This window comes from Mesorhizobium sp. M0751, assembly GCF_040320265.1.
Classification (GTDB): domain Bacteria; phylum Pseudomonadota; class Alphaproteobacteria; order Rhizobiales; family Rhizobiaceae; genus Mesorhizobium.
In genome coordinates this window covers 40,356-59,397 of the sequence record NZ_JAMYPH010000017.1, presented here as the reverse complement: position 1 = coordinate 59,397, position 19,042 = coordinate 40,356, and the positions used below count along the sequence as shown (strand labels likewise).

The 19,042-nt window shown below is 63.6% G+C and carries 13 protein-coding genes; 4 read left to right on the top strand and 9 right to left on the bottom strand.

Annotated elements, in window-relative coordinates; genetic code table 11:
* Positions 1-38: 38 nt before the first annotated feature.
* Both NKI19_RS23610 and cysG read right to left on the bottom strand, forming a co-directional pair.
* Positions 39-344 (bottom strand): DUF2849 domain-containing protein, encoded by a 306-nt coding sequence (locus tag NKI19_RS23610; protein ID WP_352488609.1) that lies wholly within the window; start codon positions 342-344, stop codon positions 39-41.
* The gene (gene cysG, locus NKI19_RS23605; protein WP_352488608.1) at positions 341-1,792 is read right to left on the bottom strand and encodes a siroheme synthase CysG; all 1,452 of its coding nucleotides are present in this window, start codon (positions 1,790-1,792) and stop codon (positions 341-343) included. Before cysG ends, NKI19_RS23610 begins: the two co-directional genes overlap by 4 nt.
* A gap of 440 nt (positions 1,793-2,232) precedes the next feature.
* Between cysG and NKI19_RS23600 the strand changes: the two genes are divergently transcribed.
* A complete protein-coding gene (locus tag NKI19_RS23600) occupies positions 2,233-2,682 on the top strand; it encodes a baeRF12 domain-containing protein (RefSeq protein ID WP_352488606.1) in 450 nt (149 codons plus the stop codon).
* A gap of 440 nt (positions 2,683-3,122) precedes the next feature.
* A complete protein-coding gene (locus NKI19_RS23595; protein WP_352488605.1) occupies positions 3,123-4,931 on the top strand; it encodes a cation:proton antiporter domain-containing protein in 1,809 nt (602 codons plus the stop codon).
* Here the strand turns inward: NKI19_RS23595 and NKI19_RS23590 are convergent.
* From NKI19_RS23590 to NKI19_RS23565, 6 genes are all read right to left on the bottom strand, one after another.
* Complete coding sequence (locus NKI19_RS23590) at positions 4,903-5,730, bottom strand: hypothetical protein (protein ID WP_352488604.1); 828 nt, start codon at positions 5,728-5,730, stop codon at positions 4,903-4,905. The genes NKI19_RS23595 and NKI19_RS23590 overlap by 29 nt on opposite strands.
* Positions 5,727-6,479, bottom strand: a complete 753-nt coding sequence (locus NKI19_RS23585) for an SDR family NAD(P)-dependent oxidoreductase (protein ID WP_023675240.1) — start codon at positions 6,477-6,479, stop codon at positions 5,727-5,729. The genes NKI19_RS23590 and NKI19_RS23585 overlap by 4 nt, the downstream gene beginning before the upstream one ends.
* A 505-nt stretch (positions 6,480-6,984) precedes the next feature.
* A complete protein-coding gene (locus NKI19_RS23580; RefSeq protein ID WP_352488603.1) occupies positions 6,985-9,237 on the bottom strand; it encodes a transglycosylase domain-containing protein in 2,253 nt (750 codons plus the stop codon).
* A 428-nt stretch (positions 9,238-9,665) separates the two neighbouring features.
* The gene (locus tag NKI19_RS23575; protein WP_352448348.1) at positions 9,666-9,917 is read right to left on the bottom strand and encodes a hypothetical protein; all 252 of its coding nucleotides are present in this window, start codon (positions 9,915-9,917) and stop codon (positions 9,666-9,668) included.
* A 267-nt stretch (positions 9,918-10,184) separates the two neighbouring features.
* Complete coding sequence (locus NKI19_RS23570; RefSeq protein ID WP_352488602.1) at positions 10,185-10,805, bottom strand: ribonuclease D; 621 nt, start codon at positions 10,803-10,805, stop codon at positions 10,185-10,187.
* A 103-nt stretch (positions 10,806-10,908) separates the two neighbouring features.
* Positions 10,909-12,294 (bottom strand): M20/M25/M40 family metallo-hydrolase, encoded by a 1,386-nt coding sequence (locus tag NKI19_RS23565; RefSeq protein WP_352488601.1) that lies wholly within the window; start codon positions 12,292-12,294, stop codon positions 10,909-10,911.
* A 443-nt stretch (positions 12,295-12,737) separates the two neighbouring features.
* Here NKI19_RS23565 and polA point away from each other — a divergent pair, with 443 nt between their 5' ends.
* Positions 12,738-15,686, top strand: coding sequence for a DNA polymerase I (gene polA / locus NKI19_RS23560; RefSeq protein WP_352565599.1), 2,949 nt, complete (start codon positions 12,738-12,740; stop codon positions 15,684-15,686).
* A gap of 502 nt (positions 15,687-16,188) precedes the next feature.
* Here the strand turns inward: polA and NKI19_RS23555 are convergent.
* On the bottom strand, positions 16,189-16,593 hold the full coding sequence (locus NKI19_RS23555) for a Fur family transcriptional regulator (RefSeq protein ID WP_023675234.1): 405 nt from the start codon (positions 16,591-16,593) through the stop codon (positions 16,189-16,191).
* A gap of 211 nt (positions 16,594-16,804) precedes the next feature.
* Between NKI19_RS23555 and NKI19_RS23550 the strand changes: the two genes are divergently transcribed.
* Entirely contained in the window at positions 16,805-19,006 is a 2,202-nt protein-coding gene (locus NKI19_RS23550) for a caspase family protein (protein ID WP_352488598.1), read from the top strand.
* Positions 19,007-19,042 lie beyond the last annotated feature (36 nt).

Sequence of the window (19,042 nt, the reverse complement as noted above, 5' to 3'; positions counted from 1 at the left end):
TTTTCGTTCGAGCATGATCGGGATCATGCTTGTGTCATCTATGCCGCGCGTGCGGCTTGCGGACGGGCCTGCTTGCCCAGATCGTTGCGGGTGGTCGGGCCGGCGGCACGGATCTTTTCACGCAGCCGGACCGCCTCGACCTTGCCGTTGACCACGGTCACGTCGATCAGATTGACGTCGACCACTTCGTTGTTGGCGGAGGCCTTGGCGCCGATCGCCTCCAGCCGGTCCTCGGCCGCCTTGTCATGGGCGATGTCGGCATGGTCGATGGTCTCGGCCCAGCCGCCATTGGCGTACCAGACGGCTATGCCGTCGGCGAGGCGGTTCGCGGTCAGGACTTTCATTGGTTCACTCCTTGCGCGGCAGCACGGGCCACGCTTTCCTGCCTGTGTGCCGCCAGCGGCTCGGACCGTTCGAAATTGGCGCCGGCGACGGCGTCGCCGATGATGGTCATCACCGGGCCGCTGAGGTCGGCACGCGCCTCCAGCGACGGCAGGTCGGCCAGCGTGCCGTGGAAACGGCGGCGGTTGGGAAGGCTGGCATTCTCAACCACGGCGACGGCCGTATCCGGCGACAGGCCGGCTTCGATCAGCCGGCCGGCCACCTCGGCGGCGACCGAGCGGCCCATATAGACGGCGACTGTCGCGCCGGAAATGGCGAGCTTTGCCCAGTCGGGCAGCGAATTTCCCTTGAGGTCATGGCCGGTGGTGAACACCATCGACGACGACACGCCGCGCAGCGTCAGCGGCAGTTCGAAATCGGCGGCGGCGGCAAACGCCGCGGTGACGCCCGGAACCACCTCGTAGGCGACGCCTGCATCGCGAAGGGCCGCCATCTCCTCGCCGGCCCGGCCGAACACCAGCGGGTCGCCGGACTTCAGCCGCACGACGCGCTTGCCGGCGTGACCAAGCTCGACCAGCAGCGCATTGATCTCGGCCTGGCTCTTGGAATGGCAGCCCTTGCGCTTGCCGACCGGCAGGCGCTCGGCATCGCGGCGGCCCATGGCGACGATCGCCTCCGGCACCAGAGCGTCATGGACGATCACGTCGGCTTCCATCAGCAGGCGATGGGCGCGCAGCGTCAAAAGGTCCTCGGCGCCGGGACCGGCGCCTACAAGCGCGATATGGCCCGATGCCGGTTCGTTCGAAAGCAACAGGCCGACCGCTGCATCATGCGCCTCGGAAAGCCGGCCAGCCTCCACGGCACAGGCCGGTGCGCCGCCAAAGAAATCGCTCCAGAAGCGGCGACGGGCATTGCCTTTCGGCAGCAGTTTTTCGGCGGCCTCGCGAAACGACGCGGCAAGGGCTGCGAGCGGACCGAGCGACGGCGACAGCATGCGGTCGATGCGGCTGCGCAGCATCTGCGCCAGGACCGGGCCGGCGCCTTCCGTGCCGATGGCAATGGCGACCGGCGCGCGGTTGACCAGTGCCGGCGTGAAGAAATCACATAGCTCCGGCCGGTCGACGGCATTGACCGGAATGCCCAGCCGGCGCGCATCCCCGGCAACGCGGCGGTCGAGCGCCTCGTCGCCGCTGGCGGCAAACACCATCACCGCACCGGCGAGATGTGCTGCATCGTAGGCGTCGGCAATGTGGGTGGCCCCCGTCTCGGCGATAAAGGCCAGCAGATCGGCGCTTGCGGCATCGCTGACGATGCGCAGCACAGCGCTCGACTGCGCGAGCAGCCGCGCCTTGGCCAGCGCCTCCTCGCCGCCGCCGACGATGGCTACGGCTTCGCCCTCGACCCGCATGAAGACGGGAAACGCATTGAGCTTGGGCGTAGCTTGCGGCATGACGAGCGGAATCCTGGAACCGTTTGTCAGTTCTACGCGAGGGCGCGAAAAACCAGAAGGCACCCACTCGCGCATCGCTTGGTAGCAGGCAATCTCTTTTCTGCAAGCATGAACGCCAAGAGAAAAATATTCCACATTCAAATGCGGAGCGGATTGAAGCTGCTGTTGCGGCCCTTGATCCGCCGCCTTTTTAGCGGCTGGAGGAGCTAGGCACAAAACAGATTTTTCTAAATTCTATCAATTTAGTAGATTAAGCCGCCGGATGCCGACCGAGCCATCGACGGCAGCCCCGCACCCTTGCCGGCCCTTGTCGGAGCACCGGGTCCGAATACCGGAACATTCCCGCCTCGGCACGCGTTTGCCTTATGGGCCTAGGCTTGGCCACACCCCTGCGGCAAAGGCCCGGCGATGGGCTCGAAAAATCAAAAAAGGAGCGCCCCATGAGCAACGTCAGACTAAAACGCGGACTATGGATCGTGGTGGCAGATGGCGAAAAGGCGCTGTTCCTCGAGAACCGTGGAGACGTCCAATATCCCGACCTTCAGGTCGTGCACGAGATGGAGCAGGAAAATCCGGCAACCCGAGAACAAGGCACGGACCGCCCCGGCCGCTACAGCGACGGCCCTTCCGTCCACCGCAGTGCGGTCGAGGACACCGATTGGCACCGTCTCGGCAAGGAGCGTTTTGCCGATGAGATTGCCGACAGGCTCTACAAGCTCGCGCATCGCGGCACGTTCAAGGAGATCGTGCTGATCGCGCCGCCGGCGGTGCTGGGCGACATGCGCAGGAAGCTGCACAAGGAGGTCACCGACAAGATAACGTCGGAAATTCCAAAGACGCTGACCAACCACAGCATACCCGATATCGAGAACCTGCTGCAGGCGACCTGATCGGCATCGGCGGCGCAGCAATTCCTTATTAATCGCCACGCTGGAGCAGGCCAGGGTAATCGGCTCGGTTTGCGCTGCCCCTCACCCTTACCCATTCCGGGGCGAGCCGCTTGTCTCGCCCGTCCTTCGGACCCCCGTGAAGGACGGGGAGAGGGGGTCGCCAGCGTTGCGTCCAAGCCCCTTCTCCCCGTTCTGCACGGGGAGAAGGTCCCGGCAGGGGGTTGAGGGGCGGCGCCGAGTTTGCCAATTGGTTGCGCCCTACTGAGCAAGCCGCGCCGTAGTGGCAAATCCCGCCGGCTCTCCGCCTTTTGCCGCCTTGTCATCGATTTCACGGTGATTGCGGGTTGTCTCGCGACTGTCGCAGCCTCCATACTGCCAAGGCGGCGGCTTGTGGGCGGCGCACACTCGACATCGCAATTCCTGAAGGCGCTTCATAGACAATGCCGCATGACACGCCCCTTATCGCCACCATCGTCGCCGGTCTGGGGCTGGCTTTCGTCTTCGGCGCACTTGCCAACCGTTTTCGCGTGCCGCCGCTGGTAGGTTATCTTGTCGCCGGCGTTCTGGTTGGACCGAACACGCCGGGTTTCGTTGCCGATGCCGGCCTCGCCAATGAACTGGCCGAGATCGGCGTCATCCTGCTGATGTTCGGCGTCGGCCTGCATTTCTCGCTGAAGGACCTGTTGTCGGTTCGCGCCATCGCCGTGCCCGGCGCCATCGTGCAGATCGGCTTCGCGACAGCCCTCGGTGCCGGCCTTGCCTGGATGCTCGGCTGGTCGATGGGCGCCGGGCTGGTCTTCGGCCTGGCGCTTTCCGTGGCCTCGACCGTGGTGCTGTTGCGCGCCCTGCAGGAGCGGCGGCTGATCGAGACCGAGCGCGGCCGCATCGCCATCGGCTGGCTGATCGTCGAGGATCTCGCCATGGTGCTGGCGCTGGTGCTTTTGCCGGCATTGGCCGGCGTGCTCGGCGGCCAAGAGCAGGTGGAGGTGCACTCCAGCGGTCTGCTGTCGCTGCCGGCGAGCTACGGCGTCTGGGGCGTCGTCGGCATCACACTGGCCAAGGTCGCGGCCTTTGTCGTGGTCATGCTGGTGGTCGGCCGCCGGCTTATCCCCTGGATCCTGCACTACGTCGCCCATACCGGATCGCGCGAACTGTTCCGGCTGGCGGTGCTTGCGATTGCGCTTGGCGTCGCCTTCGGCGCGGCCAAGCTGTTCGGTGTGTCGCTGGCTCTCGGCGCTTTCTTCGCCGGCATGATCATGAGCGAATCCGAGCTCAGCCATCGCGCGGCCGAGGAATCGCTGCCGCTGCGCGACGCCTTTTCCGTGCTGTTCTTCGTCTCGGTCGGCATGCTGTTCGACCCGTTCAGCCTGATCAGCAATGGCTGGCCGATCCTGGCGACGCTGGCCATCATCGTTATCGGCAAGTCGCTGGCAGCCTTCGTCATCGTCGTCGTCTTCCGATATCCGGTCGCAACCGCATTGATGATTTCGGCAAGCCTTGCCCAGATCGGCGAATTCTCGTTCATCCTTGCCGAACTCGGCGTCGGGCTGAAGCTGCTGCCCGAACAAGGCCGCGACCTCATCCTCGCCGGCGCCATCCTGTCGATCGTCCTCAATCCGCTGATGTTTCTTGCCGTCGACCGGATGAAACCCTGGCTGGAAGCACGCGCCGGCAGGGCGGCGCCGTCCGGCGAAGCAAGGCCGATCGGCCCGGCGACCGAGCCCGGCCAGGTCGCTTCGGTCGCGGCGCCTGCGAAGGAGGGTGGCCCGCCGCCCAGGACGAGGCTGACCGGCCACACTATCCTGATCGGCTACGGCCGGGTCGGCAGCCTCGTCGGCGCGTCGCTGAAACAGGCCGCCCTGCCCTTCCTCGTCATCGAGGATGCAGACAAGACGCTGGCGAAGCTCAAAGCCGACGGCATCGAAACCGTTGCCGGCAACGCAGCGAATAGCGACGTGTTCGCCGCATCCAATCCCGAGGGTGCGAAGCGGCTGATCCTGGCCATCCCCAACGCCTTCGAGGCCGGGCAGGTCGTGCTGCGCGCCCGCGCCGCCAACCCGGCAATCGAAATCATCGCCCGCGCCCATTCCGACGCCGAGGTCGAGCACCTCAAGGGCCTCGGCGCCGACACCGTCATCATGGGCGAACGCGAGATCGCCCGTGGGATCGTCGAAGTGGTGACGGCGAGCAGGACCGAGCCGGCTTTGGCTGCCGACACCGCTACGACGGCTGCTCTTTCACAATCGTGATTCCTGCATCGATCAGAAATTTTCTGATCTTTTGAATGTCTTCGGGCGGAACATCCCACCGCCATGACACAGGCGACAGTTGCCGCAAGACACCATAGGCGTTGTCCAGAATCCAATTCTGCAACCGCTTACGGTCGATCCGACGGTCCAAATGCCCCTGGGACAGCAAGTTGAACGGGAATACATCCCGGAGATTTACGTCGAGGTGCCGTTCATCACTTCGCGCATGAAAGGTTCGTCCGAAAACAAAGGATTGCGCCCGTAGCTGTTCTGGCGGGCCATAGAAAGTTTTGTCGACGGTCGCGAAGCGGGAAGACGTTGAGCCACGTGCAAACGCTCTTGGGCCCCAGGAATATGGCATGGACAATCCTACGCCATAGATCGGCTGAAGCTCTTGAACGAGCAGCTTGATGATTCTTTCGAAGGTTTTTTTCGCGTCTGCGTTAGCAGCTCGATCGATATGAATCTCGAAGAGCCTGAAACGATCGACAGAGCAGCCAATGTCTATAGAAAAATCCGATAGCACATTCGGACTTCTCTTCCACAAGTACCCGACCGACTGCCAATCTTTCTTGGTTATAACGTCGCGTTTCGCAAAATTTCGATAGAGATAATCCTTGCCCGTCTTTTCATCGGTGACCGTGGCGATATCAGGCGCAGAGCCGAGGACCTCGACTATGCGATCCAGTATGTCGCGCGCGCCGGAAATATCTAAACTGGCGGCCCATTCGTAGATAATGAGCGATCCAACCACGTTGGTTTCGGTGAAACGCTCATATCGATCGGTCTGCTCGCTCAAACGTGCTGGCCGCCATTGATGTGGATTTCCGAGCCGGTCACGTAGGACGCCTGCTGCGAGCATAGGAAGAAGATGATGTCGGCGACTTCCGCCGTGGTGCCCAACCGTCTCAGCGGAATGGTCTCGACGATTTTTTCCGTGCCCGGCGACAGGATCGCGGTGTCGATCTCGCCCGGCGCAATGGCGTTGACGCGAATGCCGTGCGGACCGAAATCATGCGCCATCTCGCGCGTCAGCGAGCCGAGTGCCGCCTTCGAGGTCGCATAGGCGGTACCGGCGAAAGGATGCACTCGGGTGCCGGCGATCGAGGTGACGTTGACGATCGAGCCCTTGGCCGACGCCAGCTCCTTGAACAGGCCGCGGGCCAGCATGATCGGCGCGAAGAAATTCACCTGGAAGACGTCGCGCCAGACATGCATCGGCGTGTCGATCGAGTTCATGCGGCTATTGCCGTCCTTGAGCTTCGGCGAGATACCGGCATTGTTGACCAGCGCGTGCAGCTGTCCGCCATGCGCCTCCAGCCGGTGGCGGATTTCCGAGATGGCGATGCCGACATCCTCCTGGTCGGCGAGGTCGACCTTGATGTGGTCTTCCGGGCCGGCCGGCCAGGGGCAGTCCTCGGCAAAGGCCTGGCGCGAGCAGGTGATGACGCGCCAGCCTTCGCGTGAAAAGCGCTTGACCGTGGCATGGCCAATGCCACGGCTGGCGCCGGTCAGCACGATGGTCTTTCTGGTGTCGGTCTCTGCCATTAGCGAGTCTCCGGCGCGTGATCTAGCCGAATATGGTTGCGGTGGCGAGGGCCATTCGACGGCCGCGCGAGCATGCGCCCCGATGCCGAATAACGGACGATCTCTTCAAAAACAGGTGGGGCACTCGTAGCGCATGCTGAGGTTTGAGAGGAACATGAGTACCGCCAAAACCCCCAGGACACTTAGAAATACGGTACGGGACCTCCGGAACACGCGCCCACTGAGCCAAGCCAGACCATACGGGATGGCAAGACTGGCAATGAAGGCGCCGGTCATTCCACCTATTCTCTCATCAAGAAGGTATGCCGGCTCAGATCTGAGATTAGGTATCTGTCGGAACAAAATGGCACTTGCTGTTATGGCGATCAGCAACGCCCATTGTTCAAAGCTCAGACGGTTGAACCTACGAACAGCTTCCATCGTTCGCCTTACCCGGCAATAGTCGACCAACTGATCAACTATAGGCCGAGTTTGTCAATCCCGATCAGTCTGATGGCTTTGACGTTCAGCCGCCTGTCAGAATATCCAGGATCGAGGTCTGCCGCTTCTTGACCGGGCCGCCGACTTCGCCGGGCGGCACCGGATGCTTGATCGATCCGGTAGCGCTGTCGACGCCCGGCATGGCCAGGCCGCCGGCATCGACCGTCTCGGCAGGACGCGCGGGACGCGAAGCCGACTGGGTGGCTGCTGCGGGCGGCGTCGATTGGCCAACGGAAGCGACCGGCGCAGGCGGTGCCGTGTCGGACGGTATGTCGTCCGGGACGACGGTGTCGGGCGGCGTCGATTTCCAGGTTCCGGGCAGCGGCCGCACCGGCACGCCCTCATGGGCGGCGACCATGAACTCGTGCCAGGCCTGCGCCGGCAGTGCGCCGCCGGTGACCTTCTTCATCGCGCTGCCGTCATCGTTGCCGAACCAGACGCCGGTGGTCAGGTTGGCTGTATAGCCGATGAACCAGGCATCGCGCGAGTTCTGGCTGGTGCCGGTCTTGCCGGCCGCCGGCCAGGCGAACGCCGCCTTCCTGGCCGTGCCGATCTCGACCGTGCCGGTCATCATCGAGTTCATCATGCCGACGATGTCGGCCTTGACGACGCGCGGCGCACCGCCGCCATTGTTTTCGTAGAGCACCTTGCCGTCGCTCGTCGTGATGCGGCGGATGAAATGGATATCCGGCTTATAACCGCCATTGGCGAAGGGAACATAGGCCGACGTCAGTTCCAGCGGCGTCACTTCCGAGGTGCCGAGCGCGATCGAGGTGTTGGCCGTCAGCTCGGACTGGATGCCCATGCGGTGCGCCGCCTCGACCACCGCATTCGGTCCGACTTCCATGGTCAGCTGCGCGGCAACCGAATTCAGCGATTTTGCCAGCGCCGTCGCCAGTGTCACCTTGCCAAAATATTTGCCGCCGTAATTGTCGGGCGTCCAGTTGCCGATCTTGATCGGCGCGTCGTTGCGCACGCTGTCGGGCGTACGGCCGGATTCCAGCGCCGCCATATAGACGAACGGCTTGAACGCCGAGCCCGGCTGGCGGCGTGCTTCCGAGGCGCGGTCGAACTGGCTGGTCGAATAATCATAACCGCCGACCATTGCGCGCACCGCGCCGGAATTGTCGATCGACACCAGCGCGCCCTGGCTGACGTTGAGCTTCTTGCCGCTCTGGTCGATCAGCCGGCGGATCGATTGCTCGGCGAGCTTCTGCAGCGTCAGATCGACGGTCGTGTCGACGACGATGTCGCGGCGCACGTCGCCGATCAGGTCGGGCAGTTCTTCCATGATCGTGTCGGCGACATAGTTTTCCGAGCCGGTCCAGTAGGACGGCGAACGCGTCGCCGGCGCGCTCATCGCCGTGGTCATCTCCTTGGCGCTGATCTTGCCTTCGTCGCGCATCGCGGCGAGCACCAGCTGCGAACGCTGTTCGGCCGCCTTCGGGTCGCGCGCCGGCGACAGCCGCGACGGCGCCTTGAGCAGGCCGGCGAGAAGTGCGGCTTCCGACAGCGTGACGTCGCGCGCGCTCTTGCCGAAATAGCGGCGCGAGGCCGCTTCGACGCCATAGGCGCCGGAGCCGAAATAAACCCGGTTGAGGTACATTTCGAGGATCTGGTCCTTCGTATGCTTGTGCTCCAGCCACAGCGCCAAAAGCACTTCCTGCACCTTGCGTTCCAGGGTGCGGTCCGGCGTCAGGAACAGGTTCTTGGCCAATTGCTGGGTCAGCGTCGAACCGCCCTGCGAAAAATGCCCGCCCAGCACATTGGTCGCCATAGCCCGGGAAAGGCCGATCGGATCGATGCCGAAATGCGAATAGAAGCGGCGGTCTTCGATGGCGATGACGGCCTCGGGAATATAGGGCGACATTTCGTGCAGGCCGACGGCCTCGCCGCCGCTCATCCCGCGATTGCCAAGCAGCTGGCCGTCGACCGAGACGATCTTGATGTTGGGGGCTCGGTCGGGAATGGCCCAGGTGGTGGCCGCCGGCATTTTCGCGCCGTAATAGACGACGATGCCGGCAGTGGCGATGCCGCCCCAGATGGCCAGCACGAAGCACCAGTAGAACAGCCGGGCAAGCACGCCGAACGCGCCGCGCCGGCCTTTGCCCCGCCCGCCGCGTGACGGCTTGGCCTTGGACGATTTGCGCTTTGCAGCGGCTTTTCGGTTGCTCGGCACGACGCGGTCCTCCTCGCTCACCGAAAAACCGGACGAGGATCTCGCCCCCGGCGATGCCTCGAAGCTGGGCTCGATGCGGCTGTCTTTCCGGTTCGCCATGCGCTGTGCTGTCTTCCCCATGCCTATGGCGTTTGGGTTGAAGACTAGATGCGGCGGTTTAAAGGCGGGTTAAGTCGGGAAAAATCGAAGTAAACTGTATTCAATCGCTTGCGAAACACGCGCGGCCCGCGACAGTGCCAAAGCCGGAAATGAAAAACCCGCCTCGGCGGGCGGGTCGTTGGAGCCAATTAGCACCATACTGAAATTAGTAGCATAGCTGCCGGCACAAAGCAAGAACAAAATACGCCTTGCCTCAGAATAATCACTTCAGGTCGGCGCTGCCCCTCACCCTTACCCTCTCCCCGTGAACGACGGGGAGAGGGGAGATCGCCGGCGTTGCGACAAGCCCCTTCTCCCCGTCCTTCACGGGGAGAAGGTCCCGGCAGGGGGTTGAGGGGCAGCGCCGAGTTCGGCGATTGCGACAGCCCTCAGTCGTCGGCGTCCGGATCGTCGGAGGCCGGCCGCCAGCTGATTGGCTCGATCTTCCTTTGCGTATGGCCGTCGGTATAGGCCCACCAGCCGGCATCGCTTTCGTCCCAGTCGCCGCCGGCCGCCTTCAGCCGGTCGAGCGAACGGTATTGCGCGATGCTCTCGTTCATCACGCCGTCGCTGTCCTGCCAATAGACGGTGACCTTGGAACCATCCTTCGGTGCCGTTTCGATCGGTTTTCGCGCAGCCATGTCAATTCCTCCCGGTGAAGCGAACGGAGCGCCGGGACAAGCGCCCTCGGTTGCTGGCCGATGGCCTTTATGAGAATTCGCTCCGGCGAGACATATGGCGTGGTTTTCGAGAACCGGAGCGCAGCGGACATTTGGGTCCGTGAGCACCGGCCTACGCCGGCCATAGCCTTAACTGCCACGACCGCTCAGAATGCTTCGGCCGGCGAAGGCCGGAAGCGGAGAAAACTGCGCCAGATGGCCGCCGGAGTAGAATTATCATGAAGGCCATTAGCTGTGGGCGAAGATATCCTCCTCATCCCAGCCCATCAGGTCGAGTTTCGCACGCGTCGGCAGGAAGCGGAAGCAGGCATCGGCCTCCCTGGTCCGGTTGTCGCGCGCCAGCCGCGCGCTCAGCACGTCGCGCAGCCGGTGCAGATAGAGCACGTCGGAGGCGGCATATTCGAGCTGCTCGGGCGACAGCGTCTCGGCCGCCCAGTCCGACGATTGCTGCGCCTTCGACAGGCCGACCCCGAGAAGCTCGAAGCAGATGTCCTTCAGCCCGTGCCGGTCGGTGTAGGTGCGCGTCAGCCGCGACGCGATCTTGGTGCAGAACACCGGCTCAGGCATGACGCCGAAGGCGTTGTAGAGCACGGCAAGATCGAAGCGGCCGTAATGAAAAAGCTTGGTGATGCTGCGGTTCTTGAGCAGGCTGACGAGATTCGGCGCCTTCTTCTGGCCGGGCGCGATCTGGATGACGTCGGCCGAGCCGTCGCCCGGCGATATCTGCACGACGCACAGCCGGTCGCGATGCGGGTTCAGCCCCAGCGTCTCGGTGTCGATGGCGATCGCCCCGACATCGTAATGCAGCAGGCCGGGCAGATCGTTTTTGTGGAAACGTATGTCGCTCATCGTCTTCTCCGGTCGCGGCCCCGTGCAGCGATGCGCGACGGACCATGCCCGTCCTTGCCGCGATCCGGCGAAAAATCAACAGAAACTTGAGTCTGGCGCAATTTCAGCGTGTCAGCGCCTCGAGAATGCGAGCCCAGGAGCGCTGGCCCTTGTGGAAGGAGCTCATCTCGTACTTCTCGTTCGGTGAGTGGATGCGGTCGTCGTCGAGGCCGAAACCGACCAGCAGCGATTCCATGCCGAGATAGGTCTGGAAATCGCCGACCACCGGGATCGAGCCGCCGCTGCCGGTCACCACCGCCGGTTTCGGCCATTCGTCGGACAGCGCCTGCTTGGCCTTGGCGAGGAAGGGCGAGTCGTAGGAAAGCTGGATCGCCGGCGAGCCGCCATGCGGGTGGAATTCGACCGAGCAGTCGGCCGGAACGCGCTGCCTGACGAATGCCTGGAAGGCGGCGCGGATTTTTTCCGGATCCTGTTTGTGGACGAGGCGGAAGGAGACTTTCGCCGAGGCTTGTGCTGCGATCACCGTCTTGAAGCCCTTGCCGGTGTAGCCGCCGATAATGCCGTTGAACTCGGCCGTCGGCCGCGCCCAGGTCAGTTCGAGCACCGAGCGGCCCTTTTCGCCGGACGGGATCGACAGGCCGATGGGGCCGAGGAAGGTCTCGGCGGTCTCGCCGAGCGACAGCCACGACTGCAATATCTGCGACGGCGTTTCCTCGACGCCGTCATAGAAACCCGGAATGGTGACGTGGCCGTCCGCATTGTGGATGTCGGCCAGGATTTTTGCCAGGATGCGGATTGGATTGGCGGCCGCACCGCCATAGAGACCGGAATGCAGGTCGCGGTCGGCGGCCGTCACCGTGATCTCCTCGCCGACCAGCCCGCGCAGCGAGACGCAGATCGATGGCGTATCGCGGTCCCACATGCCGGTGTCGCAGACCAGCGCGAAATCGGCCTTGAGCTCGTCAGCATTCGCTTCGAGAAACGGCTTCAGCGACGGCGATCCGGACTCCTCCTCGCCCTCGAACAGGATCGTGATGCGGCACGGCAATCCGCCATGCACCTGCTTCCATGCGCGGCAGGCCTCGACGAAGGTCATCAGCTGACCCTTGTCGTCGGCCGCGCCGCGACCGGTGATCACCTTATGGCCGGGCTCGATCTCCTTGACCGCCGGCGCGAACGGGTCGCTTTCCCACAATTCGATCGGATCGACCGGCTGGACGTCGTAATGGCCGTAAAACAACAGATGCGGCGCGCCCGCCGGCCCATCGTGATGCGCGACCACCATCGGATGCCCCGGCGTGTCGCGCACGCTGGCGTCGAAGCCGATCAGCTTGAGCTCGGCGACCAGCCATTCGGCGGCCTTGCGGCAGTCGGCGGCGTAGTCCGGATCGGTCGAGATCGACTTGATGGCGAGCAGGCCGAACAGGCGTTCCAGGCTCTGGTCGAAGTTCTTGTCGAGGCGGTCGAGAACAAGGGAAACTGCGGACATCTGGGAGGCCTTTCGATTCTGGCGGCGAATCTAGAGCCCATGCGGCGAAACGGAAAGCCCGCGACCGTTGGGCCACAGCTTCCTGTCGAAAGGCAAAAAAATGCCGCCGTGGTGGAGGGGGAACCACGGCGGCCTTACTCGAAACGATGCGGCAGCCCGGAGAGGGGGGATAGGCTGCCGCAAGTGTCCGGGATAGGCGGGGGACGGGCCTTGCTCCGGACTTCGGCGAAAACTGCCGATGGCGTTTATCTGTGTCTGCGAACGTGGCGATTCAAGGGCACAAAAATTACACTTTTGTAACATAGGCGTGAGCGAACAAAGCTCCGAGCAAGCCGCAATGGGCGGCCAGGCTCGCACGCCATTTGTCAGGGTGTTGCCGGAACGCTTGGCGCAAGCCGCCTTTGGCATGGACCGCGGCGCTGCGCCGCGCTATCCCTCGTGCCATGAAAAAAGGCGATCATCTCTTCCTTGTCGACGGTTCCGGCTACATCTTCCGTGCCTATCACGCGCTCCCGCCACTGTCCCGCAAGTCCGACGGGCTGCCGACCAGTGCCGTGCTCGGCTTCTGCAACATGGTCTGGAAGCTGACGCAGGACGCCCGCAACACCGATGTCGGCATCGTGCCGACGCATTTCGCCGTGATTTTCGATTATTCGTCGAAGACCTTCCGCAACGACCTCTACCCCGAATACAAGGCCAACCGCTCGGCGCCGCCCGAAGACTTGATCCCGCAGTTCGGCCTGATCCGCCAGGCGACCAGGGCCTTCAACCTGCCATGCCTTGAGACTGAAGGTTACGAGGCCGACGATTTGATCGCCACCTATTGCCGGCTTGCCTGCGAAGCCGGCGCCGACACCACCATCATCTCTTCCGACAAGGATCTGATGCAGCTGGTCGGCCCAACGGTTGCCATGTACGACCCGATGAAGGACCGCCAGATCGGCGTTCCCGAGGTGATCGAGAAATGGGGCGTGCCGCCGCAGAAGATGATCGACCTGCAGGCGCTGACCGGCGATTCGGTCGACAATGTGCCGGGCGTGCCCGGTATCGGGCCGAAGACGGCGGCGCAATTGCTCGAACAGTTCGGCGACCTCGACACGCTGCTCGCCCGCGCCGGCGAGATCAAGCAGGACAAGCGGCGCGAATCGATCATCGCCAATGCCGACAAGGCGCGCATCTCGCGTGACCTGGTGACGCTGAAGAACGACGTGCCGGTGACCGAGGGGCTTGACGAGTTCGTGTTGCATGCGCCGGACGGCCCCAGGCTGATCGGCTTTCTCAAGACCATGGAATTCTCGACGCTGACCCGCCGCGTCGCCGAAGCGACCGGAACCGACGCGGGCGACGTTCCAGCCACCCCCGTCACGATAGAGCGTGCCGATACCGCGCATGGCCCCGATATGGGTTTTGGCGTGCCAGCTGCCGCCGAGAGCGCACCGCCGTCGGACGAAGCGGCACTCGAAGCCCCGGCCGCAGCCAAGCAAGGCGACACCCCATCGCTGCTTTCGGCGCTTCGCCTGGAGGCTGCCACCGCCCGCAAGATCGACACCAGCGCCTACACCTGCATCCGCGACGCCGCGACGCTGAAGGCCTGGATCGCCGAGGCGATGGAGAGAGGCATCGTCGCCTTCGACGTTAAGGCCTCCTCGCCCGATCCGATGCGGGCCGAACTGATCGGCCTTGCCATGGCCGTCGCGCCCGGCCATGCCGCCTATGTGCCGCTTGCCCATAAGAACGGCAATGGCGACCTGCTCGGCGGCGGCGCGGTCGAAAACCAGATCCCGATCCGCGACGCACTGGCGTTGCTCAAGCCGCTGCTCGAGGACAAATCCGTCCTCAAGATCGTGCACGATATGAAATACCGCCTTGTCGTCATGAGCCGTCACGGTATCGAGATCGGACCCTATGACGACACCATGCTGATCTCCTACGTGCTCGAGGCCGGCACCCATGGTGGCCATGGCCTGGAGGCGCTGGCCGATAAATGGCTCGGCCACGCGACGATTCCGCTGAAGGAACTGGCCGGTTCGGGAAGAAGCTTCGTCGGCCTCGATCAGGCCGACCTCGGCAGGGCGACGGCTTACGGGGCCGAGCACGCCGACGTCGCGCTCAGGCTCTGGCAGGTGCTGAAGCCGCGGCTTGCCGCCAAGGGCCTGGTCTCGGTCTATGAACGGCTGGAACGGCCGCTGGTGCCGGTATTGGCGCGGATGGAACAGCGCGGCATCTCGGTCGACCGGCAGATCCTGTCGCGGCTCTCCGGCGAACTGGCACAGGGTGCCGCACGGCTCGAGGACGAGATCTACCAGCTGGTCGGCGAACGCATCAACATCGGCTCGCCAAAACAGCTCGGCGACATCCTGTTCGGCAGGATGGGCCTGCCCGGCGGTTCTAAAACCAAGACCGGCCAGTGGTCGACCTCGGCGCAGCTTCTCGAAGACCTCGCCGCCGAAGGCCACGAATTGCCGCGCAAGATCGTCGACTGGCGCCAGCTGACCAAGCTGAAATCGACCTATACCGATGCGCTGCCCGGCTTCATCCATCCCGACACCAAGCGCGTCCACACCTCCTACGCGCTTGCCGCGACGACAACCGGCCGGCTGTCGTCGTCGGACCCCAATTTGCAGAACATTCCGGTGCGCACTGTCGAGGGCCGAAAGATCAGGACGGCCTTCATCGCCGACAAGTGCAACAAGCTGGTATCCGCCGACTACAGCCAGATCGAATTGCGCGTGCTGGCCCATGTCGCCGAAATCCCGCAGCTCAAGCAGGCCTTCGCCGACGGTGCCGACATCCACGCGATCACCGCGTCTGAAATGTTCAACGTGCCGGTCGAGGGCATGCCATCGGAAGTGCGCCGTCGTGCCAAGGCGATCAATTTCGGCATCATCTACGGCATTTCGGCCTTTGGCCTCGCCAACCAGCTGTCGATCGCGCGCGAGGAAGCCGGCGATTACATCAAGAAATATTTCGAGCGCTTCCCCGGCATCCGCGACTATATCGACGCGACCAAGGCCTATGCCCGCGAGCACGGCTTCGTCGAGACCATTTTCGGCCGCCGCATCCACTACCCGGAGATCAGATCGTCAAATCCCTCAGTCCGCGCCTTCAACGAGCGCGCCTCGATCAACGCACGCCTGCAGGGCACCGCCGCCGACATCATCCGCCGCGCCATGATCCGCATGGACGAGGCGCTGGAAAAGGCCAGGCTTTCTGCCCGCATGCTGCTGCAGGTGCATGACGAGCTGGTTTTCGAGACGGTCGAAGCCGAGGTCGAGGCGACGATCCCGGTCGTCTGCCACGTGATGGAGAACGCCGCGATGCCCGCAGTATCGATGTCGGTGCCGCTGCACGTCGACGCCCGCGCCGCCAACAACTGGGAAGAGGCGCATTAGGGCCGTGTTGTGTTCAAGCGACGCCGGCCTGCGAACGGCGGCTTCTGCATTCCATAACAGCACCAACTGATAGTCCTCGGCGCCGCCCCTCATCGCCCTGCCGGGCACCTCTCCCCGTCCTTCACGGGGAGAGGGTAAGGGTGAGGGGCAGCGCAAACGCCTGGAATCGGCGCAAAGTGAAAAATCCAAACGCGTCCCCAGTATGATACAAAGCCCTCATGATCACCAAGATACTCGAGAGTCTCGTAAAGCGTGCGGAGGCTTGGCCTCGCGAAGACCAAGAGGAACTTGCTAATTACGCCCGCGTCATCGAGGCGCGGCGAACTGGTGTATATGCGACGTCGAAACCAGAGCGCAGCGCGGTCACAGCGGGGCTAGCAGAGGCCGATCACGGCACCTTCGTATATGAGGATACCGTTCGCGCGGCCGACACCCGCCGCAGGCTATGAAGGTCCGATTTACGCGGCAGCCTGCCGAACGCGAGGCGCGTTGCGCCGGCTTGCTAAGCCGCCTCGGCCAAACACTTTGCACATGTCCCACGAAACTCGATCACCGCCTTCTTGGCGGCGAAGCCAGTCGAACGCACCCATTCGTCGAGCCGGTGTCCGACATCGTGGTCGGAGAACTCGGTTACCTGGCCGCAGGTGTCGCAGATGGCAAACGCCGTCATCGAATGGCTGTGGTCGTGCGGCTCGGCACAGGCGACGAAGGAATTGAGGCTTTCGAGCCTGTGCACGAAGCCGGACTTCACCAGCGTGTCGAGCGCCCGGTAGACCTGCAGCGGCGCGCGAAAACCGCGCTCGCGCAATTGGTCGAGCAACGTATAGGCGCTGAGCGGGCCGCTGGCGGCCTCGAGTTTCTCGAGAACGCAAAGCTGGTTCTTCGTCAGTACATCCCTTGCCGCCATGATCCTGTTCCAAGCCGCTCCATGCCGATCAATGCCAGTTCGCATGCAATCGGACCTTTTCCATTGAGATAGCGACGAACTGCCATTTTTGCTACTGTTTCTATTCGCAGCCGGTGGTCGGCTGGCCGGCGGCGCCATATTCAAAATACTGACAAAATCGTCGGCCAGGCTGGCCGTGCTTGGAAATTCGATCGGGCTTGGGGAAGCAATCATGATCAAAGTGACGCGGCGGACGCTGCTTGCCGGCACGTCCGCGCTGGCCGCTGCCGGCCTGGTGCCGTTTCGGGCATTCGCAGCGGCGCGCACCTACCATGCGCTGCTTGTTGCCTGCACCGATTACCCGAACCTGCCGAAGAAAAACTGGCTGATCGGACCGAAGAACGATGCCGGCTTGGTGCGCGATTACCTCCTGAAGAACACGCCCGCGCCGGTGAAGTTTTCAGCCGAAAACGTCACGCTGCTCGCCAAGGATGTCGAAGGCGCCAACGGACCGCCGACACATGCGGCGATCAAGGCGGCGTTGGCCGACCTTGCCGCCAAGGTCCAGCGCGACGATTTCGTCTACCTGCATCTGTCCGGTCATGGCGCGCAACAGCCGGCGGCGAACAAGGGCGACGAGACCGACGGCCTCGACGAGATTTTCTTGCCGTCCGACATCGACAAATGGGTGAACCGCGAACAGGGTGTGCCCAATGCGCTGGTCGACAACGAGATCGGCACCGCGCTCGACGCCATTCGCGACAAGGGCGCCTTTATCTGGGCCGTGTTCGACTGCTGCCATTCCGGCACGGCGACGCGCGCCGCCGAGGTCGACGACGAGCTGGAACGCAAGGTCGAGTTCGCCGATCTGGTCGGGGGCGACGACGCTGCCAGGGCGGCTGCGGTGAAAGCCTATGACGGGATTGCGTCGGCCGCGCCGCGCGGCTTTGACGAGGACGGGCAGCGCAAGCCGGCTTTCAAGCTGACGCCGACCGGCGCCGAGCCGACCACCAAGGGTAAATTGGTCGCCTTCTACGCGGCGCAGACGGTCGAGACGACACCTGAGATGCCGCTGCCCAAGGGCACGGCCGATGCGCCGCGTTTCGGGCTGTTCACCTTCACCATCCTGTCGAAACTGGCCGAGAACCCCAACATCACTTACCGCCAGCTCGGCCAGGCGGTGCTGCAGCAATATTCGGCGGACGGCCGCACCCGGCCAACGCCGCTGTTCGAGGGAGAACTCGACGCACGCGTCTTCGGCACCGACAAGACCGACGCGGTCATGCAATGGCCGATCGTCATCGAGAGCGACAAAGCCACGATCGGCGCCGGGCTGCTGCATCGGCTCACTCCAGGCAGCAGGCTCGCAATATTGCCGTCGGCGCTGTCGCTGCTGTCCGAGGCGCTTGGCTATCTCCAGGTGCAGTCGGCGAAGAACCTGGAAAGCCGCGTCCAGCCGGTCGAGTTTGGCGGTAAACCGGCGCTCAAGCTGGCCGACATCCCCGCCAATGCCTATGCCCGGCTGGCCGAGCTCGCCGTCGACTACAAGCTCGTGGTCGCGCGGCCGGCGGCGGCCAAAGGCTTGGAGAAGGCGGCAGCGCTGGCGAACTCGGTTCTCGACGATCTGGCGGCCAGGCAGAACTCAGGATTCCACATCGCGCTGGTCGAGCCGGGCAAGACCGCAGATCTGCGTCTCGCCGTGCTGCGCGAGAACGCCATTGGCGGCGCCACGGAAGATGCCACCGACGCGCCGGCGTTGTGGTTCCTGCCGGCTTCGGGCGACATGACTCTCAAGGACGGCAGCAAGCCGCCGTCGATCGTCATTCATCCGGATGGCCGCGAAAAGTTGATCGATGCCGCGGCAGGGACTCTGACGAAAATCTTCCGCGCCATCGGCCTGTCGCGGCTAGCCGCCGCTTCCGACTATCGGCCGGAAGAAGTCAGTGTCGAGTTCCGGATCAAGCGTTTTGACAGTGACACGCTGCAGCCGATCGAACCGTCGACGGTGCCGCGTGTTTCGCCCGACGATCAGGTGCACGTGCTGGCCAGGAACGGCTCGACCAACCTGGTCGACATCAACGTGCTCTACGTCGGCTCCGACTATTCCATCCAGCATTTTCTTGCCGAGCGCCTGACCGAAGGCGCCGTGCTCGAGGAAGGCCTGTTCAAATTCACCGATACCAGCTTCGGCATGGAGCGGATGATCGCCGTCTTGACCGAAGCACCGCCGCAGAGCGAGAAGCAGGACCTGAGTTTCCTGGCGCAAGACGGCGTTGTCTCGGTAACGCGCGGACTGGGACAGCCAAGTTTCTCCGACATGCTGGCCGATATCGGCATGGCGCCGGCGACGCGGTCGGCCATGCGGCTCACCGATGACAAGACGTCGAAGGGCGCCGTGATGATCTTCCCGATGGAGACGGTGCCACGCGCCTGAGGCGGGATCAGGCGGCCGGGCCTCTTGCCTGATCGG

Bases quoted from the DNA above. Each gene is read 5' to 3' on its own strand.
- NKI19_RS23550 (WP_352488598.1), top strand. From the start codon at position 16,805: ATGATCAAAGTGACGCGGCGGACGCTGCTTGCCGGCACGTCCGCGCTG.
- NKI19_RS23610 (WP_352488609.1), bottom strand. From the start codon at position 344: ATGAAAGTCCTGACCGCGAACCGCCTCGCCGACGGCATAGCCGTCTGG.
- NKI19_RS23570 (WP_352488602.1), bottom strand. From the start codon at position 10,805: ATGAGCGACATACGTTTCCACAAAAACGATCTGCCCGGCCTGCTGCAT.
- NKI19_RS23600 (WP_352488606.1), top strand. From the start codon at position 2,233: ATGAGCAACGTCAGACTAAAACGCGGACTATGGATCGTGGTGGCAGAT.
- NKI19_RS23580 (WP_352488603.1), bottom strand. From the start codon at position 9,237: ATGGCGAACCGGAAAGACAGCCGCATCGAGCCCAGCTTCGAGGCATCG.
- cysG (WP_352488608.1), bottom strand. From the start codon at position 1,792: ATGCCGCAAGCTACGCCCAAGCTCAATGCGTTTCCCGTCTTCATGCGG.
- polA (WP_352565599.1), top strand. From the start codon at position 12,738: ATGAAAAAAGGCGATCATCTCTTCCTTGTCGACGGTTCCGGCTACATC.
- NKI19_RS23555 (WP_023675234.1), bottom strand. From the start codon at position 16,593: ATGGCGGCAAGGGATGTACTGACGAAGAACCAGCTTTGCGTTCTCGAG.
- NKI19_RS23575 (WP_352448348.1), bottom strand. From the start codon at position 9,917: ATGGCTGCGCGAAAACCGATCGAAACGGCACCGAAGGATGGTTCCAAG.
- NKI19_RS23585 (WP_023675240.1), bottom strand. From the start codon at position 6,479: ATGGCAGAGACCGACACCAGAAAGACCATCGTGCTGACCGGCGCCAGC.
- NKI19_RS23595 (WP_352488605.1), top strand. From the start codon at position 3,123: ATGCCGCATGACACGCCCCTTATCGCCACCATCGTCGCCGGTCTGGGG.
- NKI19_RS23565 (WP_352488601.1), bottom strand. From the start codon at position 12,294: ATGTCCGCAGTTTCCCTTGTTCTCGACCGCCTCGACAAGAACTTCGAC.